The organism is Komagataeibacter sp. NFXK3 (assembly GCF_054182245.1).
This window is the reverse complement of record NZ_JAPIVJ010000002.1, coordinates 162,481-183,348: the sequence shown is the minus strand read 5'-3', so window position 1 is coordinate 183,348 and position 20,868 is coordinate 162,481. Positions and strand designations below refer to the sequence as shown.

At 66.4% G+C, this 20,868-nt stretch carries 20 protein-coding genes; 9 read left to right on the top strand and 11 right to left on the bottom strand.

Features of this window, described 5'->3' with window-relative positions:
* Positions 1-57 precede the first annotated feature (57 nt).
* Genes OQZ28_RS03010 through OQZ28_RS03000 form a run of 3 tightly spaced genes read right to left on the bottom strand, consistent with a single transcriptional unit; the run spans position 58 to position 3,550 of the window.
* Positions 58-1,455: a sensor histidine kinase gene (locus tag OQZ28_RS03010; protein WP_130730325.1), complete on the bottom strand. Its 1,398-nt coding sequence runs from the start codon at positions 1,453-1,455 to the stop codon at positions 58-60.
* Positions 1,445-2,182, bottom strand: a complete 738-nt coding sequence (locus tag OQZ28_RS03005; RefSeq protein ID WP_130730326.1) for a response regulator transcription factor — start codon at positions 2,180-2,182, stop codon at positions 1,445-1,447. Before OQZ28_RS03005 ends, OQZ28_RS03010 begins: the two co-directional genes overlap by 11 nt.
* A 51-nt stretch (positions 2,183-2,233) precedes the next feature.
* Positions 2,234-3,550: a DNA recombination protein RmuC gene (locus OQZ28_RS03000; RefSeq protein ID WP_458135115.1), complete on the bottom strand. Its 1,317-nt coding sequence runs from the start codon at positions 3,548-3,550 to the stop codon at positions 2,234-2,236.
* 239 nt (positions 3,551-3,789) lie between these two features.
* Here OQZ28_RS03000 and dctA point away from each other — a divergent pair, with 239 nt between their 5' ends.
* Together dctA and OQZ28_RS02990 are read left to right on the top strand one after the other, a co-directional pair.
* On the top strand, positions 3,790-5,151 hold the full coding sequence (gene dctA, locus OQZ28_RS02995) for a C4-dicarboxylate transporter DctA (RefSeq protein ID WP_130730328.1): 1,362 nt from the start codon (positions 3,790-3,792) through the stop codon (positions 5,149-5,151).
* A 50-nt stretch (positions 5,152-5,201) separates the two neighbouring features.
* The gene (locus OQZ28_RS02990) at positions 5,202-6,503 is read left to right on the top strand and encodes an MFS transporter (RefSeq protein WP_458135114.1); all 1,302 of its coding nucleotides are present in this window, start codon (positions 5,202-5,204) and stop codon (positions 6,501-6,503) included.
* 87 nt (positions 6,504-6,590) lie between these two features.
* On the opposite strand, the gene OQZ28_RS02985 is transcribed toward OQZ28_RS02990, so the two are convergent.
* Positions 6,591-9,926: an AsmA-like C-terminal region-containing protein gene (locus tag OQZ28_RS02985; protein WP_458135237.1), complete on the bottom strand. Its 3,336-nt coding sequence runs from the start codon at positions 9,924-9,926 to the stop codon at positions 6,591-6,593.
* A gap of 65 nt (positions 9,927-9,991) precedes the next feature.
* On the opposite strand from OQZ28_RS02985, the gene OQZ28_RS02980 reads away from it, so the two are divergent.
* Both OQZ28_RS02980 and OQZ28_RS02975 read left to right on the top strand, forming a co-directional pair.
* Entirely contained in the window at positions 9,992-13,039 is a 3,048-nt protein-coding gene (locus OQZ28_RS02980; RefSeq protein ID WP_458135113.1) for a bifunctional [glutamine synthetase] adenylyltransferase/[glutamine synthetase]-adenylyl-L-tyrosine phosphorylase, read from the top strand.
* An 83-nt stretch (positions 13,040-13,122) separates the two neighbouring features.
* Positions 13,123-13,632, top strand: a complete 510-nt coding sequence (locus tag OQZ28_RS02975) for a peroxiredoxin (protein WP_458135112.1) — start codon at positions 13,123-13,125, stop codon at positions 13,630-13,632.
* Here OQZ28_RS02975 and OQZ28_RS02970 read toward each other — a convergent pair.
* The 4 genes from OQZ28_RS02970 to aat all read right to left on the bottom strand — a co-directional run bounded on the left by OQZ28_RS02970 (position 13,626) and on the right by aat (position 16,111).
* Positions 13,626-13,937 (bottom strand): hypothetical protein, encoded by a 312-nt coding sequence (locus OQZ28_RS02970; RefSeq protein WP_458135111.1) that lies wholly within the window; start codon positions 13,935-13,937, stop codon positions 13,626-13,628. The two genes, OQZ28_RS02975 and OQZ28_RS02970, sit on opposite strands and share 7 nt — an antisense overlap.
* A gap of 127 nt (positions 13,938-14,064) precedes the next feature.
* Positions 14,065-14,661 carry a hypothetical protein gene (locus OQZ28_RS02965; RefSeq protein WP_458135110.1) on the bottom strand — a complete coding sequence of 199 codons (597 nt, stop codon included), beginning with the start codon at positions 14,659-14,661 and terminating at the stop codon, positions 14,065-14,067.
* Between the two features lie 35 nt (positions 14,662-14,696).
* Entirely contained in the window at positions 14,697-15,377 is a 681-nt protein-coding gene (locus tag OQZ28_RS02960) for a hypothetical protein (RefSeq protein WP_458135109.1), read from the bottom strand.
* A gap of 50 nt (positions 15,378-15,427) precedes the next feature.
* A complete protein-coding gene (gene aat / locus OQZ28_RS02955) occupies positions 15,428-16,111 on the bottom strand; it encodes a leucyl/phenylalanyl-tRNA--protein transferase (RefSeq protein ID WP_458135108.1) in 684 nt (227 codons plus the stop codon).
* Between the two features lie 82 nt (positions 16,112-16,193).
* Between aat and OQZ28_RS02950 the strand changes: the two genes are divergently transcribed.
* Positions 16,194-17,168: a 2-hydroxyacid dehydrogenase gene (locus OQZ28_RS02950; protein WP_458135107.1), complete on the top strand. Its 975-nt coding sequence runs from the start codon at positions 16,194-16,196 to the stop codon at positions 17,166-17,168.
* 25 nt (positions 17,169-17,193) lie between these two features.
* Positions 17,194-17,394, top strand: coding sequence for a hypothetical protein (locus OQZ28_RS02945; protein WP_130730337.1), 201 nt, complete (start codon positions 17,194-17,196; stop codon positions 17,392-17,394).
* 77 nt (positions 17,395-17,471) lie between these two features.
* Here OQZ28_RS02945 and OQZ28_RS02940 read toward each other — a convergent pair whose 3' ends face one another.
* The 3 genes from OQZ28_RS02940 to OQZ28_RS02930 all read right to left on the bottom strand — a co-directional run bounded on the left by OQZ28_RS02940 (position 17,472) and on the right by OQZ28_RS02930 (position 19,210).
* Positions 17,472-18,317, bottom strand: a complete 846-nt coding sequence (locus OQZ28_RS02940; RefSeq protein ID WP_130730338.1) for an EcsC family protein — start codon at positions 18,315-18,317, stop codon at positions 17,472-17,474.
* Between the two features lie 176 nt (positions 18,318-18,493).
* Positions 18,494-18,907, bottom strand: coding sequence for an EVE domain-containing protein (locus OQZ28_RS02935; RefSeq protein WP_458135106.1), 414 nt, complete (start codon positions 18,905-18,907; stop codon positions 18,494-18,496).
* Positions 18,908-18,916: 9 nt separating this feature from the next.
* Positions 18,917-19,210 carry a YciI family protein gene (locus OQZ28_RS02930; RefSeq protein WP_458135105.1) on the bottom strand — a complete coding sequence of 98 codons (294 nt, stop codon included), beginning with the start codon at positions 19,208-19,210 and terminating at the stop codon, positions 18,917-18,919.
* 176 nt (positions 19,211-19,386) lie between these two features.
* Between OQZ28_RS02930 and OQZ28_RS02925 the strand changes: the two genes are divergently transcribed.
* Genes OQZ28_RS02925 through ccmE form a run of 3 tightly spaced genes read left to right on the top strand, consistent with a single transcriptional unit; the run spans position 19,387 to position 20,854 of the window.
* Positions 19,387-20,190, top strand: a complete 804-nt coding sequence (locus tag OQZ28_RS02925) for a heme ABC transporter permease (RefSeq protein ID WP_130730341.1) — start codon at positions 19,387-19,389, stop codon at positions 20,188-20,190.
* Positions 20,187-20,333: a heme exporter protein CcmD gene (gene ccmD / locus OQZ28_RS02920; protein WP_078524585.1), complete on the top strand. Its 147-nt coding sequence runs from the start codon at positions 20,187-20,189 to the stop codon at positions 20,331-20,333. The genes OQZ28_RS02925 and ccmD overlap by 4 nt, the downstream gene beginning before the upstream one ends.
* Positions 20,330-20,854 carry a cytochrome c maturation protein CcmE gene (gene ccmE, locus OQZ28_RS02915; protein WP_110567173.1) on the top strand — a complete coding sequence of 175 codons (525 nt, stop codon included), beginning with the start codon at positions 20,330-20,332 and terminating at the stop codon, positions 20,852-20,854. The genes ccmD and ccmE overlap by 4 nt, the downstream gene beginning before the upstream one ends.
* The last annotated feature ends 14 nt before the right edge of the window (positions 20,855-20,868 follow it).

Sequence of the window (20,868 nt, the reverse complement as noted above, 5' to 3'; positions counted from 1 at the left end):
CCCGTCTGTCCATTCGGTGTTAATGGGGGTGCGTCAGGTGGCAAATGAAATTTCAATTTAGTTTCCGGCCTGCACCACACAAAAAGGCGGAAAAATTATGGTCATGGTGACACCGGGCATCCGCTCGTGCACACGCGTGGGCATGATGTCGAGCTGCGCGTGGTGCAGCGCCACAATGGCGGAAACCAGGCTCAGCCCCAGCCCTGATCCGGGAATGTGGCGGCTCTTGTCCGAGCGGTAGAAGCGCCCGGTCACCGCCTTGCGCTCGGCTGCCGGGATGCCAATGCCCGTATCGCTCACCTGCAGCAGGGCGCACTCCCCATCCATGGCGGTATGAATTTCAACCCGGCCGCCGGCGGGGGTGAATTTGATGGCGTTGTCCACCAGGTTGGCCAGCACCTCGATCAGGAGGTCACGGTCGCCCTGCACCTTGATCGGCGCCTCACGGGCGGCACAGGCCAGGATGATACCCTTGGTTTCGGCTATGGGTTCATACAGATCGACGATATCGGCCACCAGCGCATCGAGGTCCACCGTGCCGAATCCGGCCCGCCTGCGCCCGTTCTCGATCTCGCCTATGCGCAGCAGCGCGGTAATGATGGCGAAGGACTGGTCGAGGTCATCAATGGTGCGGGAAATGACATTGCGCAGCGCCTCCGCCGAGTGCCCGGCATTGAGCGCGCGGTCAAGGCGGGCGCGCACGCGCGCAAGCGGCGTGCGCAGGTCGTGGGCAATGTCGTTGCCCACGTCGCGTATTTCATCAAGCAACTGCTCAAGGCGGTCGAGCATGCGGTTGACGCTGCCCGCAAGGCGCTGGAGGTCGTCATTCTGCCTTCCTGCGGGCAGGCGCTCGTGCAGGTCGCCCTCCATGATGCGGTCGATCGCCTCATGCATGACCTTGACGCGCGAGAGCGCGCGGTGGCTGAGGATGATGCCGGTAATGAGCGCGAACAGCACGGTTGGCACGATCGAGACCAGCATGGAATGCCGCATCATCAGCCGCAACTCGGTGCGCATCTGCCGGCTGCGCCCCAGCACAAGGTAGCGCCCGCCGGGCACGCCCACGGCCACCATGCGCAGCACGGTGGCCGAACTGCCCCCCGTGGCCTCGGGGGCTACGACATGCACGCGCCCGTCAGCCACGAGCCCCGTGGGCCAGCTATGCAGGTCGCCCACGATATAATGCTGCCCGGCATCGAACAGGGTGGTGGCGTTCATGATGATGCGCAGGTCATCGGTGGCGCGGTCGCGCACCTGCTGCTCGAGGGCTGCAGGCGTTTCACGCTGCAGGATTCCCGCCTCGCGCAGCAAAAGCAGGTCGGAGCGCTTGGCCTCGAACACGTTGGCCTGGCTGTAGCCAAAAAAGAACTGCAACGCCGCCGAGCCGATCATCGCCGCCACGACCGCCAGCGTAAGGCGGAAGGTGGCGGTGCGGAACAGCTCGTTACGAAACACGCAGCATGAACCCCGCGCCGCGGATGCTCTGGATCAGGGGCGGGCGGCCCGTTTCATCAATCTTGCGGCGCAGCTTGCCGATATGCACGTCCACGAGGTTGGTCTGGGGAATGAAGCGGTAATTCCACACATCCTCGAGCAGCATGTTGCGCGTGAGCACCTGGTTGGGGCGGCGCATGAGGTATTCGAGCAGCCGGAACTCACGCGGCAGCAGGTCGATCAGCACGCCATCGCGCCGCACGGTGCGGGTGATGAGGTCCATCTCCAGCGGGCCCGCGCGCAGCATGGTGTGGCGCGAGGTATCGGGGCGGCGCAGCAGGGCCTCGAGGCGGGCGGCGAGTTCCTCCATGGCGAATGGCTTGGTCAGGTAGTCATCGCCACCCGCCTTGAGCCCGCTCACCCGGTCATCCACCGCCGAAAGGGCCGAGAGCACCAGCACCGGCACATGCACCTGCCGCTCGCGCAGGGTCTCGATCAGCGTCAGGCCATCGAGCTCGGGCAGCATGCGGTCAACAATCATCACATCGAAATGCGCGTTCAGCCCCATGGACAGCCCCGCCGCGCCTGAAAACTCGTGCTGCACCACGAAGTGCCGGCTTTCCAGTTCCTCGATCACTTCCTGCGCAATCTTGCCATCATCCTCCACCAGCAGCACGCGCGGCGTGGCCTCGGGCCGGGGCACGGTGGGCATGGGGTCGGGCGGCAGGTTTTCAGACGGAACATTCATCACCCCTCCCTTATGCCGCGCGCAGCAAAATACGGCCAATTAAAATCATTTTCAGCGAGGGGCGGCACCCTCATGCCCCCATCGCGCCGTCATGTCGCCCTGCGTATCCGGGCCGGAGGGCGTTTGAGGTAAATCGGGCGTGGCCGCATCCTGCGTATCCACATCAAGCTCGCGCAGCCTGCGGCTGACAAGCCCGGTGCGGCGGCGGGCCTCGTCAATGGAGGAGGACATGGCGGAGGCATTGCGGGCCAGTTTTTCCAGCACGCCATCCATGCGCAGCATTTCCTGCCGTGTTGCGCCCAGCAGGCGGGCGATGTCATCGGTGCGGCGTTCAAGCGCGAGCGTGACATAGCCAAGGTGAATGGTGCGCAGCATGGCGGGCATCAGCCCCGGCCCCATCACGATCACGCGGTAGGTGCGCCCGATTTCATCAAGCAGGCCGGGAATGCGCGCCACCTCGGCATACAGCCCGTCGGTAGGCAGGTAGAGCACCGCGAATTCCACCGTAACGGGCGGCACGATGTATTTGGTGGCGATCTTGCGGGCCTCGATGCGCAGCGTGGTCTCGAGCGCGCGGCGGGCGGCGCGCTCGGCATCGGGGTTGCAGTCCTCCACGGCCTGCAACAGGCGTTCATACGCCTCGGTGGGGAATTTGGAATCAATGGCCAGCACCGGCGGCACCGTGGCGCGCACCGGCATGCGCACGGCAAACTCAACCACCTCGCGGCTGTCATCGCGCAGGCGGCGGTTCGTGTCGTAGCTGCCTGCGGGCAGCACGTCGTCAAGGATGGTGCGCAACTGCGCCTCGCCCCAGCCGCCACGGGTCTTGACGTTGGAGAACAGCCGTTTGAGGTCGCCCACCTGCGCGGTCATGGCCGAGACCTCGCCCATCGCCTTCTGCATCGCGCCGATCTGCTCGAGCACGCGCTGGAAGGAGGTCTGCATCTGTTTTTCCACCGCCTCATGCAGCCGCTCATTGACGGCGGCACGCAGCGCGTCGCTGTTGCGCCTGCCCTCTTCCGCCATCTCGCGCAGGGATTCGGACTGGGTCACCCGCATCTCGGACAGGTCGCGACCCATCATGCGGGCAATGCGGTTGAAGGTCTCGGTCAGTTCCTGGTGGCGCTGGTCGAGGCGGTTGGAGAGCGCACGCTCGATCTCGGCCATGCGGCCGCGCTGGGCTTCGTTCTCGGCCATGCGGGCGGCGGTCTCGCGCTCCATCATCACGCATAGCCGCCCGAGCAGTTCCGCGTCCTGCCCGGTGCCCATGAAAGACAGCCTGCGCAGCACGATAAACGACATGAGGCACGATATGACGGCGCACAGCAGACCGATCCAGATAACGGGCGACGCGGACAGATCAGCCATGATGCACGGACTTCCCACAATGAAGAACAAACCATGACCGTGCCCTGTCATGTGCCTGATGTAAAGTCATCATGTTTTTTTGGAATATCTGGCAACCGATGATATGCACAAACCGCAACGATCGACATCTCACCTGATTTTCAGGTTCGCGCCGCGCCAAAACCCACTAGCGTGCCCCCGGCATGCCGCATTACCGCCCGCTTACGGCACATAGAACCGACCCCAAGGACCCGCCTGCCATGCCCAAGCCAACGCCGACCTGCCCGCAGGGCCAGCCCGCGCGCGGCAGATCCCTGTTCACCAGCCTGTACGCGCAGGTGATCATCGCGGTGGTGGCGGGCATTGCGCTGGGGCATTTCTGCCCGCATGCGGCGGTTACCCTCAAGCCGCTGGGCGATGGCTTCATCCGCCTGGTCAAGATGGTGATCCCGCCGGTGATCTTCCTCACCGTGGTCACCGGGGTTGCGGGCCTGTCCGACCTTGGGCAGGCGGGCCGACTTGCGGGCAAGGCGATGGTCTATTTCCTCGCCTTCTCGTCGCTTGCGCTGGTGGTGGGCATGATCGTGGCCAACGTGGTGCAGCCGGGCGCGCATATCCACGCAAACCCCGCAACGCTCGATGCGCACGCGGTGGCGGCCTACACGGCAAGGGCGCAGGCGCATTCGTTCAGCGATTTCCTGCTCAACATCATCCCCGATACGGTGGTCAGCGCCTTTGTGTCGGGCGATATCCTGCAGGTGCTGCTCGTTGCCATCCTGTTCAGCATCAGCCTGTCCCGCATGGGCAGCAGGGGCCAGGCCATCCTGACCCTGCTCAAGCAGTTGACGCAGCTCGTGTTTGGCGTAGTGCGACTGGTCATGTATGCCGCCCCCATCGGCGCGCTGGGTGCGATGGCATTCACCATCGGGCGCTTTGGCATTGGCGCGGTGCTGCATCTTTTCTTTCTGGTGGCCACGTTCTATGCCACGTCGGCCGTGTTCGTGCTGGTCATTCTGGGGGCCGTGGCGCGGTGGAACGGGTTTCGCATCCTGCCGCTGCTGCGCTACCTGCGCGAGGAACTGCTGATCGTGCTGGGCACGAGTTCGTCTGAATCCGCCCTGCCCACCCTCATGACCCGGCTGGAAAACGCAGGCTGCGCCCCCTCCGTGGTCGGGCTTGTGGTGCCGATGGGCTATTCCTTCAACCTTGATGGCACCAACATCTACATGTCGCTCTCGGCGCTGTTCATTGCCCAGGCGACCGACGTGCACCTGGGGCTGGGCCAGCAGCTCAGCCTGCTGCTCGTGGCCATGATCAGCTCCAAGGGGGCGGCGGGCGTTACGGGGGCCGGGTTTGTCACCCTCGCAGCCACGCTGGCGGTGGTGCCCGACGTGCCGGTGGCGGGCATGGGGCTGATCCTGGGCATTGACCGCTTCATGTCCGAATGCCGTTCGCTGACCAACATCATCGGCAACGCGGTGGCGACCATCGTGCTGGCCCGGTGGGAGGGCGCGCTCGACACGCAGCGCCTGGCCGCCGCCCTGTCGGGGCGGATCAGCGATGCGCAGGCCGACATGCCTGTCATGCCAGCCGACGGGCAGCCCCGGCCGACCATTCACTAAAGCCCTGATTTCCTTTTCGTCTCTCCATTCGCGTCCATAGGTTTCATACCATGCCTGTTTTCAAGCCCCAGACCGGCGCACTGACCACCGCGCAGAGAATACGAAGCATTATTGCGGGTTCATCGGGAAATCTGATCGAATATTACGACTGGTACGTCTATGCGGCATTTTCCATGTATTTTGCCCATTCCTTCTTCCCGCCCGGCAACCCGACGAGCGAACTGCTGCGCAGTGCGGCGGTATTTGCCATCGGTTTCCTCATGCGCCCGGTGGGCGGGTGGCTGATGGGGCTCATGGCCGACCGGCATGGCAGGCGGGCGGCGCTCAGCCTGTCGATCATCGCCATGTGCGCGGGTTCTCTCGCCATTGCCCTGTGCCCGACCTATGAGCAGATCGGGCTGGCGGCCCCCTCCGTGCTGCTGTTTGCCCGCCTGTTGCAGGGGCTGAGCCTTGGCGGGGAATATGGCGCGAGTGCCACCTACCTTTCCGAAATCGCGCCGCCGGCCCAGCGCGGGTTCTATGCCAGCTTCCAGTATGTAACACTGGTGATGGGGCAGTTGCTGGCACTCGTGGTGCTGCTGGCACTGCAGTTCGTGCTGCTCAGCCCGGCCCAGCTTGGCGCGTGGGGCTGGCGGGTGCCGTTTGGCATTGGCGCGCTGCTTGCGCTGTCCATTTTATGGTTCCGCCGCGGCATGGCCGAGAGCGAGCAGTTCAGCGCCGCGACAAAAGACAGGAACACGCATGGCGGCCTGCGCGTGCTGCTCCAGCACCCGCGCGAGGTACTGGGCGTGTGCGGCCTGACGCTGGGCGGCACGGTGGCATTCTATACCTTCACCATCTACATGCAGAAATATCTGGTCAACACGGCGGGGCTGGCCAAGGAGCAGTCCACGCTGGTCTCGACCGCATCGCTGTTCGTGTTCGCGCTGGTCCAGCCCGCCTTTGGCGCGCTGTCCGACCGGGTGGGCCGCAGGCGGCTGCTGCTGTCCTTTGGCGTGATCGGCTGCCTGGGCACCGTGCCGCTCATGGAGGCCATTTCCACCGTGCACTCACCGCTGGCGGCCTTTGGTCTGGTTACGGCGGCGCTGATCGGTATTTCAGGCTATACGTCGATCAACGCGGTGGTGAAGGCCGAACTTTTTCCCACCCGCGTGCGCGCGCTGGGCGTGGCGCTGCCCTATGCGCTGACCGTATCGGTCTTTGGCGGCACGGCGGAATACGTGGCGCTGTGGTTCAAGCAGATCGGGCATGAGGGGCTGTTCTACTGGTACGTGACCGGCTGCATCGCCTGCTCGCTGCTGACCGTGCTGTTCGTGCTGCCCGGCCATGACCGAATCACGCCAGAACACTGACCTTAAAGATAAAAGTTTTGGGTGAAGCTTTTTTCAAAAAGCTTCGGAAGCGCTACCCAGACACGTTCGCCTACGCCCGGCCCGACCTCAATGCACATGCATCAGGTTGCGCAGGAAGCCGGGCAGCAGCATGGCATAGGGGTTCACATGCACCGCCGGGTTGCCCATCGGCCCGGTCACCTGATAGGTGGCCGACAGCACGCCGCCATTCTTCTCCGGGCTGAACAGCCAGCCCAGCAGGCCCGGCAGGTGGCCGGGGGCGGCATTGACCGCAAAGGCGGGGATGATGGTGCCATCAAGGTTGAGGGTCTTCTTTTCCAGGTTCACGTCGCCTGACACCGTGGCGCCAAGGGAGGCGTTGCTGACCAGCCCGTCGGAGATATGGATGTTCCCTTCATCCATCTTCACCGGCGCGTTGAGCTGCTCGATCTGCATGCCCGGCGCATGCGGCGCGCGCAGCCAGCCATAGATCGAGGCGTTATTGGCCAGCCTGACCACGGCAGGCACGTTGCGCAGCTTGAACGGCCCCATATGCACCGTGCCCGAGAAGGGGGCAGTGGCCGAACTGTCATCGAACTGCCCGGTAATGTCGGTCACGCCGCCCTGCATCTCGTCGGTCACCTTCATGTCATGCAGCAGGTCGCCAAGGCTTGCCACATGCACATCGAGCAGGCGGGCATTGCCCTGCTGGGTCAGGTGCGCCTGCGCGGGTACCGGGCCTTCCACCGTCAGCACGCCACGGGTCAGGCGCACGCCATTGGTTTCAAGGTGGCTGTGCACGTTGGTCAGCGTATCGGTGGGGCCGTAATACAGGGTGCGGGCATCCACGTTCAGGTCCCACCGGCGGCCCGGCGGGCCGTTGACGCGCCCGGTCGCGATTTCGGGCATGTGGTAGCCGCCGCTATCGCCCTGGTGGGCGGCCACCTTGGTCGCCGCCGTGCTGTCGGGCGCGGTCTGGAACGAGACCAGCGGCGAGAGGTCAAGCACCTTCGCCGCCACGTTCACGCCAATGGGGTCGTTCTCGCGCTGCGGCAGCAGCACGGAGGCATTGCCCACCGAGCGCCCGATGCGGAAGCCGCGCAGCACCAGCCGGCGCGTCACCCCGCCCGTGGTCTCGGCATGGCCATCAATCAGCAGGTCGGGGCCTACGGCGCGCATGTTCTCGATGCCTGCAATCTGCCCGTGGTCGAGGTCAAGCTCGACCGAGGCATTGGCCTCCTGCCCCACCTTCTTGGACCAGATGGGAATGGCCAGCGCCGCGCGATCAAGATCGAGGTCGATATTCACCTGCGCCTTGCCGCCCACGTAGCGGTCGTAATCCACATCAAGCAGGGCGCTGCCCGAGAAATGCTCGCCCATCTCGAATCCGGCCCGCTTTACCCCCTCCGGCGTGACATGGCCCTGCAGGCTGGCACTTTCCACCGCATGGACCATCGGCCCGCTGCGGAAGTCCATGGTGTAGATCACGCTTGAGGGAATGCCCGCCAGCACGCCCGTGCCCTGCAAAAGCAGGCCATTGGTGGTGGCATCGATGCCCAGCGTGCCGTTATCAAGCGGGCGGCCCACCACCACGTTGCCCAGATGCACCTGCGCCAGATCGGTATGGCTGCGCAGGTCGATCTGGTCGAGGCGCACATGCGCATCAAGAGGCAATGCTATGTGCAGCGACACATTGGCCCGCCCCGACGGATGCGTGAACGACATGGGGTGGCGCGAGAGCACATTGAGCCGGGGCTCGGCCAGCAGAGCGAGCACATCACGCGCATTGCCCAGCAGGGTCACGTTGATGTCGCCCACCTGCACCTTCTTGTTCAGGCCGGTAATGCGCATGGAGCCGGGGCCGACCTCGATCCGCCCCGTGCCCGTGGCATCGACATGCCGCCCCGCAAGGTCGACAAGCTGGTACGCATGGCCGAAATGGATCATGATCTCATCGGGGCCATCAAAGGTCAGGTGGGCATCCATGTCGTGCAGCGGCGGGATGGGGCTGAGCCAGTGCAGTTCCATCGCATCGGCATCAATCGTGCCGCCAAGCGAGGCGAGGTCGAGCCCGCCCCAGCCCTTGTGGCTGCTCAGGCCCATATTGACCTGCAACTGGCGCACATGGCCATGCGGTATGTTTTCGGTCACCCACCGGCGCGCGCCCTTCATGGCGGCGGGCGGCCAGAACTCACCAAGCGTTTCAAACTCCAGCGCCCGCGCATGCGCGCCCACGTCAAGCTGGACATGGGCCGGGTGCAGCAACGAGGCTGCACTCAGCGCCGCCGTGGCGTTCAGCGTCGGGCCGCTACCATCATCATCGGCATGGCCCGGTGCGCGCAGGTGCAGCTCGAGGTTGCGCAGCGCCACCTTCAGCGGGCCATCAAACGGCGCGTTGGCCGGTCCCGGCCCCAGCGAGCCGGTCAGGTCGGCCACGCCCTCGCCCACCAGGAACTGCCCGGCCTTGCGCGTGGTGACCTGGCCATTGCCCGCATCAAGGTGCAGCGTGAAGTCGCGCGGCATGAGGAAGTCCTGCCCCTGCCCCCCATCACGGAAAGCAACCTGCAACTGCCCGCCCACCGGCAGGTCGAGCGGGGCGACTTCCTTCTGCCCCGGGGCAAAGGCCGCCGGGCTGATGGGGTCGAGCACCAGGGTCCAGTCCACATGGCGGGGACTGGAATGGATGCCCTGCCCATGCAGCACCAGCCGCTCGCCATTGCCTTCCAGCCCGAGGCGGATATCGCCTTCCACCCCTTTCTGCCCGGTATCGTTCACCACTTTCAGCCGGGCATCCGCCTCGCCCAGCCGCCAGTTACGCCCGGTCATGCGATCGGTGAACTGCACATGCGTATCCGACACCACGGCCTGGCGCAGCGCCGTCATGTCGAGGGGGGATGCCTCCTCGGGCTTGTGCGCGGGATAGGGCGTATCCGGCCCCAGATCGAGACCGATCTTGCCCTCATGGCTGCGCGCAAGCTGCAGCCGCCCATGCGAGACCGACAGTTCAAGAATGCGCACGATGCCATGCGCCAGCGCCGGGGTATCGAGCGTGATACGCCCCCGGCGCAGCGTATCGGCCACGTGGCCATCGCGGCGCGCGATGCGCACATCCTCCACCCAGATCACGAACGGCGCGCGCAACCCCTCATGCATCGCATTCCAGCCCAGCCGCACATGGGCTGCCGACAGGTTGCCAATAATATCCTCATGCCTGCGCCCATGGGCCACGGGCAGCGGCATGAACAGGCGCACCACCGGCGTGACCTCAAGCGGGCCAGCCGACAGGCGCATGGTCAGTACGAGCAAAAGCAGGGCGGGCAGCGTAATGCACAGCAGCACCAGCCACACCACCACGCGGCCCGCGGCCAGCACCGCGCGGCGCACGCGGCTCTGGCGTGGCGGCGTGGGACCGGGGGGCGGCGAGGCTTGACCTGCCTGCGTCATGCCGTCCACGCTACGCGCCCGCGCCAATAAGCGTGCATTCCCAGTCTCTTGCCGGACATTTCTCCATGGATCAGCCCATTCCGCCCCTGCCCGCGCCACATCCCTCGTGGCAGGGATGCACATGGCCCCGGCCCGCCGACCCGCGCGCCGCGCGCATCCTGCGCGAGAACCTGTCCGATACCTGCGCGCGCGCGGGCCTGCCCGACCTTACGACCATACCTGGCATCATGCCCATGCTTGATGCGCTGGGGGGCAACAGCCCCTACCTGTCCGACCTGGCGCTGCGCGATACGGAAGCCTTCGCCACCCTTGTGCATGAAGGGGCTGAAGCCTGCGTGCGGCGCATCCTCGCCGCACTCGACGCCCTGCCGCCTGATACAACCCGCGCCGACGTCATGGCCGAACTGCGCGAGGCCAAGCGGCAGGCGGCGCTGGCCATAGCGCTGGCCGATATCGGGGGCGCGTGGTCGCTCGAGCAGGTCACCCTGGCGCTGAGCGAACTGGCCGAGAACGCGCTGAACGCGGCACTCAGGCATCTGCTGCTCCAGGCGCACGAGACCGGGCGCCTGCGCCTGCGTTACCCCGAGACCCCGTGCCGGGGCAGCGGCTTCGTGGTTCTGGCAATGGGAAAGCTGGGCGCGCGGGAACTGAACTACTCCTCGGACATAGACCTGATCATTCTGTATGACCCGGACCGTCACCCCGGCAATGGGGAACTGCGACATACCTTTGTGCGCATGACTAGCGATCTTGTCACGCTTATGGAAGCGCGGGATGCAAATGGTTACGTTTTCCGCATGGACCTGCGGCTGCGCCCCGACCCGAGCGCAACGCCTGCCGCCGTGTCGTTTCCCGCCGCCATACAGTATTACGAGAGCATGGGCCGCACATGGGAACGCGCGGCCATGACCAAGGCGCGGCCCGTGGCGGGCGACATCACGGCAGGGCGCCGTTTCCTCAAGAGCATTCATCCGTTCATCTGGCGCCGCCATCTGGATTTCGCGGTAATTGACGACCTGCATGACATGAAAGCCCGCATCGACCGCCACCGTAACGCAGGCCACGCCAATCTGGACAGCCTGCCCGCCGAGGATATCCGCAACCCCGACACCGCCATGCGCTGGCTTTTGGGCCAGAACGTAAAACTGGGCCAGGGCGGCATCCGCGAGGTGGAATTCGTGGCCCAGGCCCTGCAGCTTGTCTGGGGTGGCAGGAGGCCTGAACTGCGCGACCCCACCACGCTTGGCGCGCTGCGCAGGCTGCGCCGGGCGGGGCTGCTGGCGCGTGAGCAATCCGCAATACTGGCCCGCAACTACCGCATGCTGCGCCAGGCCGAGCACCGGCTGCAGATGCGGCTCGACCACCAGACCCACAGCCTGCCCGACACGGCGGCCGGATTCGCGCGCTTCGCCACCTTCATGAACATGGGGCCGCCCGATGAACTGCCCGGCAGCCTGCTTGGGGTCATGCAGCGCTCGCGGCGCATTTTCGACCAGCAGTTTGCCGAAAGCGGCCCCGGGGACATCACCATCGCCCCCGAGGATGCCGATGCCGCCGACCGCCTGCGCGCGCACGGCTTCCCTGCCACCGACATCAATGACGCGCTGGCCATCCTCAACCGGTGGGAGGGCAACCGCCTGCGCGCCCTGCGCTCGGACCGCGCGCGCAAGCTGCTGCGCCGCCTGCTGCCCGGCCTGCTGGCCGAGATCGGCCGCCGCCAGCAGCCGCTGGCCGTGCTGCGCCGCTTCGATGCGCTGCTGGAGCGGCAGTGGGCGGGGGTGCAGTTCCTGTCGCTGCTCGAACGCAACCCGGCCCTGATCCACCGTATCGTGACCGTGCTGGACTGCGCCCCCTTCCTGGCCGACCACCTGGCCGAGACCCCCTCCGCGCTGGACGGGCTGCTCGACATGGATGCCGGCCCCGGCGCGGTCAGCACGGTAACAGTGCTGGCGCGGCGGCAGGTGGCGGCGGCGCAGTCGGCCGAGCAGGTGCTGCCGGTGCTGCGCGGGCTTGTGTGTGGCGAGGAGTTCCGCCTGTCGGTCGCCCGCCTCGAGCACCGCATGAGCGAGGACCGCGCCGCCCGCGCCCGCACCGCCATGGCCGAGACGGTCATGCGCGGCCTGCTGCGCGTGGTCAGCGCCGAGCACCGCCAGCGCCACGGCACCGTGCCCGGCGGCGCGGTGGCGGTGGTGGCGCTGGGCAAGGTGGGCTCGCGCGAGATGATGCCCGGATCGGACCTTGACCTGATGGTGGTGTTCGACCACCCCGAGGATGCGGGCGAGAGCGTGGTCAGCGCCAGCGATGGCCCGCGCGCCCGCCCCCTTTCCGCCGGCACCTATTACGTGCGGCTGGCGCATGCCTTTGTCGCGGCGCTGACCGCGCCGGGGCGCGAAGGCCCGCTCTATGAGGTGGACATGCGGCTGCGGCCCTCGGGCTCGAAGGGGCCGGTGGCGGTCTCGCTCTCCGCCTTCCGTCGCTACCATGCCGAATCCGCCTGGACATGGGAGCGCATGGCGCTCACCCGCGCGCGCGTGGTGGCAGGGCCGCCCGCGCTCGCGGTCCCGCTGGGGGCCGCCATTGCCACAGCCCTCGACCACGCGCCGCGCACCGCGCAGGCCCGCGCGCAGGTGCTCCATGACGTGCGCCACATGCGCGAACGCCTGGCGCGTGAACGCCCCGCCTCCGGCCCGTGGGACATAAAGCGCCGCCGGGGCGGGCTGATGGATGTGGAATTCGTGGCGCAGGGGCTGCAGCTTGTAGCCGCCTCGCCCGCCAGCCGCAGCCAGTCCACCCGCACCGCGCTGCTGCGGCTGGCGCGGGCGGGCGAGATCAGCATGGCCGATGCGCGGCTGCTGCGCCGGGCCGATCTGTTCTGGCGGGCATTGCAGGGTCTGATCCGCATCATCTGCGGCCATGACGTGCCCGACACCATTGCCCCCGCAAGCCTCGAGATCCTGACCGGCGAGGTCGGCGCCGCCGATGCGGCCGGGCTGCTCGCCCGCATGGACCGCATGGCCAGTGATGTTGCAAGCGTGTTTGACAGGCTGATCGTGCTCACGGATGCGCCCGATGGCGGGGAAGAAGGACATGGCGGAGGTTCCCCCGCCGCCTGAAGCGTTGCATGATCGCCCCCGTTTCAACCCCGCCGGGGCCAGCATGTGACATGGCCCCCGCACCCGGAGCAACAAGGCAGGTCATGAGCAAGGCTTCCATCCCCTTTCCCGAACCCGGCAGCGCCGTCCCCGATTTTGACATGCCCGCAAGCGGGGGCCGCACGGTCAGCCTCAATGGCGAGAAGGGCCATCCCTTCGTGCTGTATTTCTACCCCAAGGCCAATACATCGGGCTGCACCAAGGAGGCCTGCGAATTCGAGGCCGCCCTTGCTGACCTGCACAAAGACGGCGTGAGCGTGATCGGCGTCTCGCGCGATGGCATGCCCGCCATCGAGAAATTCGCAGCCGACCATGTCCTCACCTTCCCGCTTGCCTCCGACGCGGATGGCAGCGTGACCGAGGCCTATGGCGTGTGGGTGGAAAAATCGATGTATGGCCGCAAATACATGGGCATCGAACGCGCGACCTTCCTTGTCGATGCCACCGGCCACCTGGTGCAGGCATGGCGCAAGGTCAAGGTCACGAACCATGTGGCCACTGTGCGCAAGGCCATTACGGCCATGGCGCTACAGGCTGGCGCGAAAGGTCAGTAATACGGGCGCGGCGCGCCATACGGGCCATAGACCACGCCCGGCGGGGGCGGCGGCGGCGGTGCGTAATAGGCCACCGGCGGAGGCGGCGGCGGGGGACGGTAATAGACCGGCGGCGGGGGTGGCGGCGGCGGGCCAAAGGCATCGACCATGGCGCCGCCCACGACACCGCCCACCAGGCCCCCCACCAGCCCGCCGACAAACGCATCGCCCGCACCACCACGCCCGTGGGCCTGGGCCTGCGGCGCCGCGACTGCCATCGCGGCCAGAAGGCTCAGCCCCGCTGCAATACGCCCCATGTTCTTCATGACCTGTATCCTGATCCTGTCCTGTTCCGGTGGGGCATACAGCCCCGCCAGAACCATTCAGACCCGATGGACATGGCGATTTACGGGCAGGGGCCGCCCTTTTCGTGCCATAAAGCGGACCGGAGCGTTACGGATGGGCCGCGCGCAGTTCCTTCAGCCCTGACGGGATCTCGAACACGCCTGCATCCTGCGGGGTGTGGTTGACCGATGTCGCCTCGACCATGACCTTGCCATCACGGATGACCTCGAGCATCACGCCGTCATCGGTGTAACAGATCTCGCTGGGGCGCTGGTCGGTGTCCTGTGTCTGCCACAGGGCACAGGGCAGGCCCGCCACTTTCGAGACACCCGTGCGCAGCCACGTGCCCTGCGCGCGCTGGCCCATCTGCACATTGGCGGCACCGGGGGCGGGAATGACGGTCCTGATCTTCTGGTCGGCGTTCACCACCGTCAATGTGCCCGCGTGGTAGTCGGTAATCATGTAGGTGGTGGCATTGGCGGGATCGACGCGCTGCATCATGCGGCTGGCCGACCACCGCATGCGCTGGCTCATGGTCTGGCGCGTGTCGTGCGGGGGGTAGATGGTGTAGGTCACGTCCACATCGGCCTGTGGGGTGACATAGGGGGATGAAGGCTCATCGGCGGCCAGCGCGCTGCCTGCGCCCGCCGCCAGCAGGCAGGCCAGCAGGGCAGCCCGGCCCGGGACTGGGGTAATCCGTGTCACGTCATGCAATCCTTGAAAAAAAACGGGCAGGCCGGTCAGCCGCCCTTGTTGTCCCTGGCGGCAGGCGTGCCGGGTGGTGGTGGCGGGTCAACCTTGCGATAGCCCTCGGGCGGCTGGAACATGCTGTCGGGTATGGGGCCATAGACCACTTTCGTCGCCTCCAGCCGGCCTTTCAGCCCGTCGCCATCCACCCCGATCTCCTGCAGCACCACGCCATCATCGGTCACGCAGGCGGTGGCGTTGCCCTGGTCGGTCGTGACATCCCACTGCGTGCAGGCCACACCCGCCACGCTCGACGTGCCCTTGCGCGCAAACGTCATGGACAGGTCAAGCAGGAAGGGGTTGCGGATGCCGTAGCGGGCATCAAGCTGGCTGTACACCTTCTGCGGGTTGATGATGATGGTGACCTGGCGGCTCATGCGGTTGAGAATCGTCTCGCCCATGCCCTGCGGGCTGTCGATTCGCATCAGCCCGCCATTATAGGCGAACCATGTGCGGATGGGCTTGGGCTCGGGCACGCCATCGGGCTGCACATTATAGTCCACCTGCACGTCGCGGGTGGGGGTCAGCGGCGGATGCACGCCTGCCGCGTCCTGCGCCCGTGCGGCGCACAGGCCCGTGGCGGACAGCGCCGCCACCACGAGCGCCACCCTGCCCGGCAGCCGCATGCGCCTCATCATCGCGCGCCGCGCCGGGCGGGCCGTTGCATGCTTCATCACATATCCCCTTTCATCTGCGCAGACGGAAGCCCGCATGCACGACCCTGTCAACCGCCTGCGCCCTCCGCTCCGCCACGCAGGGCCAGCAGGCCAGCGTGCAGCCGCGCGCCCCCATCGTTGCCCACCCATGCCGCCTGCCCCGCAACCGCGCGGCCCAGCTGGCGCATGTAGTCATCAGCCGGGATCTCGACCCCGCCAAACCCGGCCAGGTGCGCCGTGCCGAACTGCGTATCGAGCAGCGTGAAGCCGCCCAGCCGCAGCCGCGCCACCAGATGCACCAGCGCCACCTTGGAGGCATCGCGCATGCGGCTGAACATGCTCTCGCCAAAAAACGCCTGCCCGATCACCACGCCATACAGGCCGCCCACCAGGCGGCCCTCGTGGCGCACCTCCACGCTATGGGCATGGCCCATGCCATGAAGCTGGCAGAACAGGGTACGGATGCGCGGGTTGATCCACGTATTCTCGCGCCCCGGGGCGGGTTCCGCGCAGCCATCCATCACGGCGGGAAAGTCATGGTCGGCCGTGACCGCGAAACGCTGCGACAACACGGTGCGCATGAGCCTGCGCGGCACATGGAAGCCGCCATCAAGCGGCAGGATGCCGCGCATTTCGGGGTAGAACCATTCCAGGTCATCGGAACGGGCATCGGGCGCCATGGGGAACAGCCCCGCCCTGTAGGCACGCAGCATGAGGTCCGGCGTAATGGGAACCGTCTCTTGACCCGTCATGTTCTTAGGATAACCCTTTCGCACGCAATCATGGGCATGATCGCCCCCGCATGCACCCATCTGGCAGGAGAAACCATCCCCCATGTCCGACACCCGTCCCCGCCTTCTGCTGACCCAGCGCCAGACCCTTCCCGTAATGCAGCGTATTGAACAGAGCTTTAACATATCCGGCGTGCCGGAGCATAAACTCACAACGCGCGAACTGCTTGAGGGTGCCCGCGCCTTCCAGCCGCAGGCGATCCTGACATCCACCGGCCTGCCGCTGCGCCATGACGATGTGGCCCAGTTGCCCGACTGCGTGAAAATCGTGGCCACCGTCAGCGTCGGCACCGACCATCTCGACATTGCGGCCCTGCACGCGCGCGGCATCATCGTGACCAACACGCCCGACGTGCTGACCGACTGCAATGCCGACATGGCCATGCTGCTCATGCTTGCCGCGGCCCGCCGGGCGGGCGAATACACCACGCTGATGCGCCAGGGCTGGGGGCGCGGGCTTGCCATGGACGAGATGCTGGGCACGCGCATCAGCGGCAAGCGGCTGGGCATTGTGGGCATGGGGCGCATTGGCCGCGCCGTGGCAAAGCGCGCGCGCGGGTTTGACATGCGGGTGATGTATTCCAACCGCCGCCGCCTACCCGCCGACCAGGAGGAAGGGGCAACCTATTTCAGCACCGTGACCGACATGCTGCCGCATTGCGACATACTGAGCCTGCACCTGCCTGCATCACCTGAAACCGATAGCATGATCAATGCAGACCTGCTGGGCCGCCTGCCAAAAGGGGCCATTTTCATCAATGCCGCCCGTGGCGCGCTGGTTGATGAGGATGCGCTGATCGCGGCGCTGAAAAGCGGCCAGCTTGCCGCAGCCGGGCTGGATGTATACCGCAACGAACCCAACCCCGACCCGCGCTTCCTCGAACTGCCCAACGTGTTCCTGACCCCGCATGTGGGCAGCGCCACCACCGAGACACGCAGCGACATGGGCATGCTCGCCCTCGATAACGTGGAGGCCGTGCTGGACGGACGCGCCGCCCTGACGCCGGTCAGCAGCTGACCGGCCCGATTACGGAGAAGCAGACATGGGCATTGCCGGTATTTTCGTCATCTTCACGCTGCTCGCCATCGGGCTGGACCTGCTTGCCCCCCGCTACGGGGGCATACTGGGCACGCTGCTGAAGTTCTATCTGGGCTTCATGCTGGTGGCGGCGTGCATTGAACTGCGCAACGCCTTCCGCCCAGCCGTGGCGAAAGAGGGGCGCGCGGGGCCGGAGACCACCTGACGCGACCTTTTCCTGAACAAGAGCTTCGAAAGAACGCCGCCTTCGAGAAAAAAAGGCGGCGCTCCAGACCGTTTGCCTCAGGCCTCGCGCGCCTGGCTTGCGGCGTGGGCCTTGAGGTCGGCCGCGGTGCGGCGCACTTCGGGCCCGTATTCACGCTCGAGCCGGCGGATGGTGAAATGCGCCTGCGCCACCGCGCGGTAATGCGACAGGAACGCCGCATTGAGCGAGGCACCACACAACGCACCCGCCACCGGCATCATCTGCAACGCGAATTTGCGCGACAGGCCTAGCCCGTAATGGGTGGCCACCTCGCTGACCAGCATCACCACCGGGCGGCCACGCAGCATGGCGCGGGCGGAGAAGTAGCCAAGCTCGCTTTCCTCTGCCGTGCCCTTCTTGGCGCCAAACGGGAAGGCCCGCAGCGCAAAGACTTCAAGGCAGGCCGCGCGCGAGGCTTCGGTGGAGAGATCCTCGCCATTCTCACGCGCAATGCGGGCAATCTCGCGCATGATGGCCATGGTGGTGAAGCCTACATCCGCCACCAGTCCCGGCAGGCCGGTAAAGCCGCCCACCGCGCCGGACACGGTCACCGCCGCCCTGAGCGCGGGGTCGCGCCACGTGCCACCGGCGCTGGCCTCGGCCGAGACATCATGCGGGCGGTCCATGCCCACCACCGAGAGGTCGAACGCGCGGCGGATGGCCGCCTCCGCCGTAGCCTGCAGCTTGGCCTGCAGCGTGGGGGCCAGCCCCAGCGTGCGCATGCCCAGCATGGCCGCCTGCCCCACGGCGCCGCCCATGAGGTCGGCCAGGCGCACGAGCACGCCCCGCCCGGTCTCGACACGTTCCAGCGCCTGCTGGAGTTCAGTGATACACGCGCTGTCCAGCGTCAGCGGCGCCAGTTCGTTTGCGGAACCTGCACTCATTACAATGCCCTTCGCCTGATCTATCGTACCGCGCGCCAGCCCCGCAGCCGCGCACGGCACGCGGCTGCATGGGGCCAGCGGCTACGCCCATGCGGCAATTGCCACCGTTTCAGCACCATGATGGCATTCTTGCAACGGGCATGAGCATGCCCGCAGCCATGAAACGCGGGGGCCACCTAGCTGTTCCAGCCCCCCATGCAGCACAGATGCGCCCAGTGCGCATCCGATACCGGCACGACGGAAAGGCGCGACTGCCGCACCAGGGCAAGGTCGGCCAGCGCCGGATCGGCCTTGATTTCAGCCAGGGTCACGGCACGCGGCATGGGGCCGATGGCGCGCACGTCCACGCACACCCACCGGCCATCTTCCGCCGTGGGGTCGGGATAGGCCTCCCGCACGACTTCAACCACGCCCACGATCTCGCGGCCCACGTTGGAGTGATAGAAGAACGCCCTGTCACCCACCTGCATGCCGGCGAGGTTCTTCTTTGCCTGGTGGTTGCGCACGCCGGTCCAGGGTTCGGTGCCGTTTTCCACCTGTTCGGCCCATGAAAACGCATCCGGCTCGGACTTGATCAGCCAGTAGGCCATGGCCGTTTCCTACTCCACCCGCAGCCCATCACGAAAAACTGAACGGAACGGACGGATCACCACGCTCTCGAACAGGCCCACCTGGGCATAGGGGTCCTGAGCCGCGAATCCCTCGGCCGCCGCGCGGTCGGGCATGTCCGCCACCAGCAGGCTGCCGCAGGGGCGGTTTTCCGCGTCCAGCAGCGGTCCGCCATGCACGAGGTGCGGCCTGTGCTGCTCAAGGTAAGCAAGGTGGCGCTCACGGGTTGCCTTGCGGGCTTCGAGGCTGCCGGGCTTGTCGGTGCAGATGATGGCAAACAGCATGTTTTATCCTCCTGTGGGCCGACTGTCCCATGATTGGGACAGGACTGGCCGTGTCTTTTTTAACGCGATAGTGTAGAGCAACAAAACGTCAGCCCCCACCCACCCGTGGTGATGGCGCGGATTTCTTGACCGTTTTCATTGCAGGGACAGGTGCCCCCGGCACGGATGGATCAACCTTGAACGCAACGCAGAGCCTTACCGCGCGAACCGGTAACCTTTTTCACCGTTATGCCAACCCTGGCCGTTTCCTGCGCATGGGGGCGAAGCTGCAGCCGTGGCTGACATGGCCCGCCCTTGTGCTGTCGGTTGCCGGAATCGTGTGGGGGCTGTTCTTCTCCCCCGCTGACTGGCAGCAGGGCGACAGCGTGCGCATCATGTACGTGCATGTGCCCACTGCATGGCTGGCATCATCAGGTTATATGGGCCTGGCGGTGTGCTCGCTGCTCTCGCTGGTGTGGCGCCATCCGCTGGCCGACCTTGCGGCGGTGGAAATCGGGCCGGTGGGCGCATCGATTACCGCCGTGTGCCTGGCCACCGGCTCGCTGTGGGGCAAGCCGATGTGGGGCACGTGGTGGGTGTGGGATGCGCGGCTGACCTCGGTGCTGGTGCTGTTCTTCCTGTATCTGGGCCATATCGCGCTCATCCGCGCGTTTGACGAGCCGCAGCGCGGCTACCGCGCCGCCGCCATCCTTGGCCTTGCGGGCGCGGTTGACCTGCCCATCATCAAGTTCAGCGTGCAGTGGTGGAATACCCTGCACCAGCCCGACAGCATTACGGTGACCGGCGCGCCCACCATGTCCACCTCCATGCTGTGGCCGCTGGGCCTGACCACGCTGGGCTTTACGCTCGGCTTCGCCGCCATCGTGCTCGCCCGCCTGCGCGCCTCGGTCATGGAAAGCCGCGTGCGCACCATCCTTGCCGCCAACCGGGGCCGCCAATCCGCTGCCGCCGCCCCCCAGCCCGATCGTGCCACCCCATGACCCACCTGCCCTATATCGTGGCCGCCTATGGCCTGACCCTTGGCGTCGCCGCCATCCTGTCGGTCAATGCCACGCTGCGCCTGCGCCAGGCCCGCAGGCGGCTTGCCGCCATTGAACAGCCCCGGACACGCCAGCCCTCATGACCCGCAAGAGCAGACGCCTGTGGCTGGTGGTGGCGTGCATGATCGGGCTGGGCTCGGCCGCCGCCCTTACGCTCAATGCCTTTTCCTCCAATATCGTGTTCTTCATGGCGCCCTCGCAGGTGCACAGCAAGCCGCCACCGGCTGACCGCACCATCCGCCTTGGCGGCATGGTGGTGGCGGGCAGCGTGCACCAGGAGAAGGTGAAGGACGCCCCGGTCGCCATATTTGACGTAACCGACGGGCAGGCCGCCGTGACCGTGCGCTACGAGGGCATCCTGCCCGACCTGTTCCGCGAGGGGCAGAGCGTGGTGGCCGTGGGCACCGTCAACCCTGATGGCACCTTCCGCGCCAGCGAGGTGCTGGCCAAGCATGACGAAACCTACATGCCCAAGGAAGTGGCCGAGGAACTGCGCCGCAGCGGCAAGTGGGACCCGCGCTTCGGCAAGGCCCCCGATGCCGCAAGCTGGAACACCATGACCGCCGCAGACAATGCGAAAAAACCGGCCACCCAGACGCCCTAACGGAAACTGACATC

What these genes read in the sequence shown, in the direction of transcription:
- OQZ28_RS03005 (WP_130730326.1), bottom strand. Translation starts at nt 2,182, where the DNA reads ATGAATGTTCCGTCTGAAAACCTGCCGCCCGACCCCATGCCCACCGTG.
- OQZ28_RS03000 (WP_458135115.1), bottom strand. Translation starts at nt 3,550, where the DNA reads ATGGCTGATCTGTCCGCGTCGCCCGTTATCTGGATCGGTCTGCTGTGC.
- dctA (WP_130730328.1), top strand. Translation starts at nt 3,790, where the DNA reads ATGCCCAAGCCAACGCCGACCTGCCCGCAGGGCCAGCCCGCGCGCGGC.
- OQZ28_RS02990 (WP_458135114.1), top strand. Translation starts at nt 5,202, where the DNA reads ATGCCTGTTTTCAAGCCCCAGACCGGCGCACTGACCACCGCGCAGAGA.
- OQZ28_RS02985 (WP_458135237.1), bottom strand. Translation starts at nt 9,926, where the DNA reads ATGACGCAGGCAGGTCAAGCCTCGCCGCCCCCCGGTCCCACGCCGCCA.
- OQZ28_RS02980 (WP_458135113.1), top strand. Translation starts at nt 9,992, where the DNA reads ATGGATCAGCCCATTCCGCCCCTGCCCGCGCCACATCCCTCGTGGCAG.
- OQZ28_RS02975 (WP_458135112.1), top strand. Translation starts at nt 13,123, where the DNA reads ATGAGCAAGGCTTCCATCCCCTTTCCCGAACCCGGCAGCGCCGTCCCC.
- OQZ28_RS02970 (WP_458135111.1), bottom strand. Translation starts at nt 13,937, where the DNA reads ATGAAGAACATGGGGCGTATTGCAGCGGGGCTGAGCCTTCTGGCCGCG.
- OQZ28_RS02960 (WP_458135109.1), bottom strand. Translation starts at nt 15,377, where the DNA reads ATGAAGCATGCAACGGCCCGCCCGGCGCGGCGCGCGATGATGAGGCGC.
- aat (WP_458135108.1), bottom strand. Translation starts at nt 16,111, where the DNA reads ATGACGGGTCAAGAGACGGTTCCCATTACGCCGGACCTCATGCTGCGT.
- OQZ28_RS02950 (WP_458135107.1), top strand. Translation starts at nt 16,194, where the DNA reads ATGTCCGACACCCGTCCCCGCCTTCTGCTGACCCAGCGCCAGACCCTT.
- OQZ28_RS02945 (WP_130730337.1), top strand. Translation starts at nt 17,194, where the DNA reads ATGGGCATTGCCGGTATTTTCGTCATCTTCACGCTGCTCGCCATCGGG.
- OQZ28_RS02940 (WP_130730338.1), bottom strand. Translation starts at nt 18,317, where the DNA reads ATGAGTGCAGGTTCCGCAAACGAACTGGCGCCGCTGACGCTGGACAGC.
- OQZ28_RS02935 (WP_458135106.1), bottom strand. Translation starts at nt 18,907, where the DNA reads ATGGCCTACTGGCTGATCAAGTCCGAGCCGGATGCGTTTTCATGGGCC.
- OQZ28_RS02930 (WP_458135105.1), bottom strand. Translation starts at nt 19,210, where the DNA reads ATGCTGTTTGCCATCATCTGCACCGACAAGCCCGGCAGCCTCGAAGCC.
- ccmD (WP_078524585.1), top strand. Translation starts at nt 20,187, where the DNA reads ATGACCCACCTGCCCTATATCGTGGCCGCCTATGGCCTGACCCTTGGC.
- ccmE (WP_110567173.1), top strand. Translation starts at nt 20,330, where the DNA reads ATGACCCGCAAGAGCAGACGCCTGTGGCTGGTGGTGGCGTGCATGATC.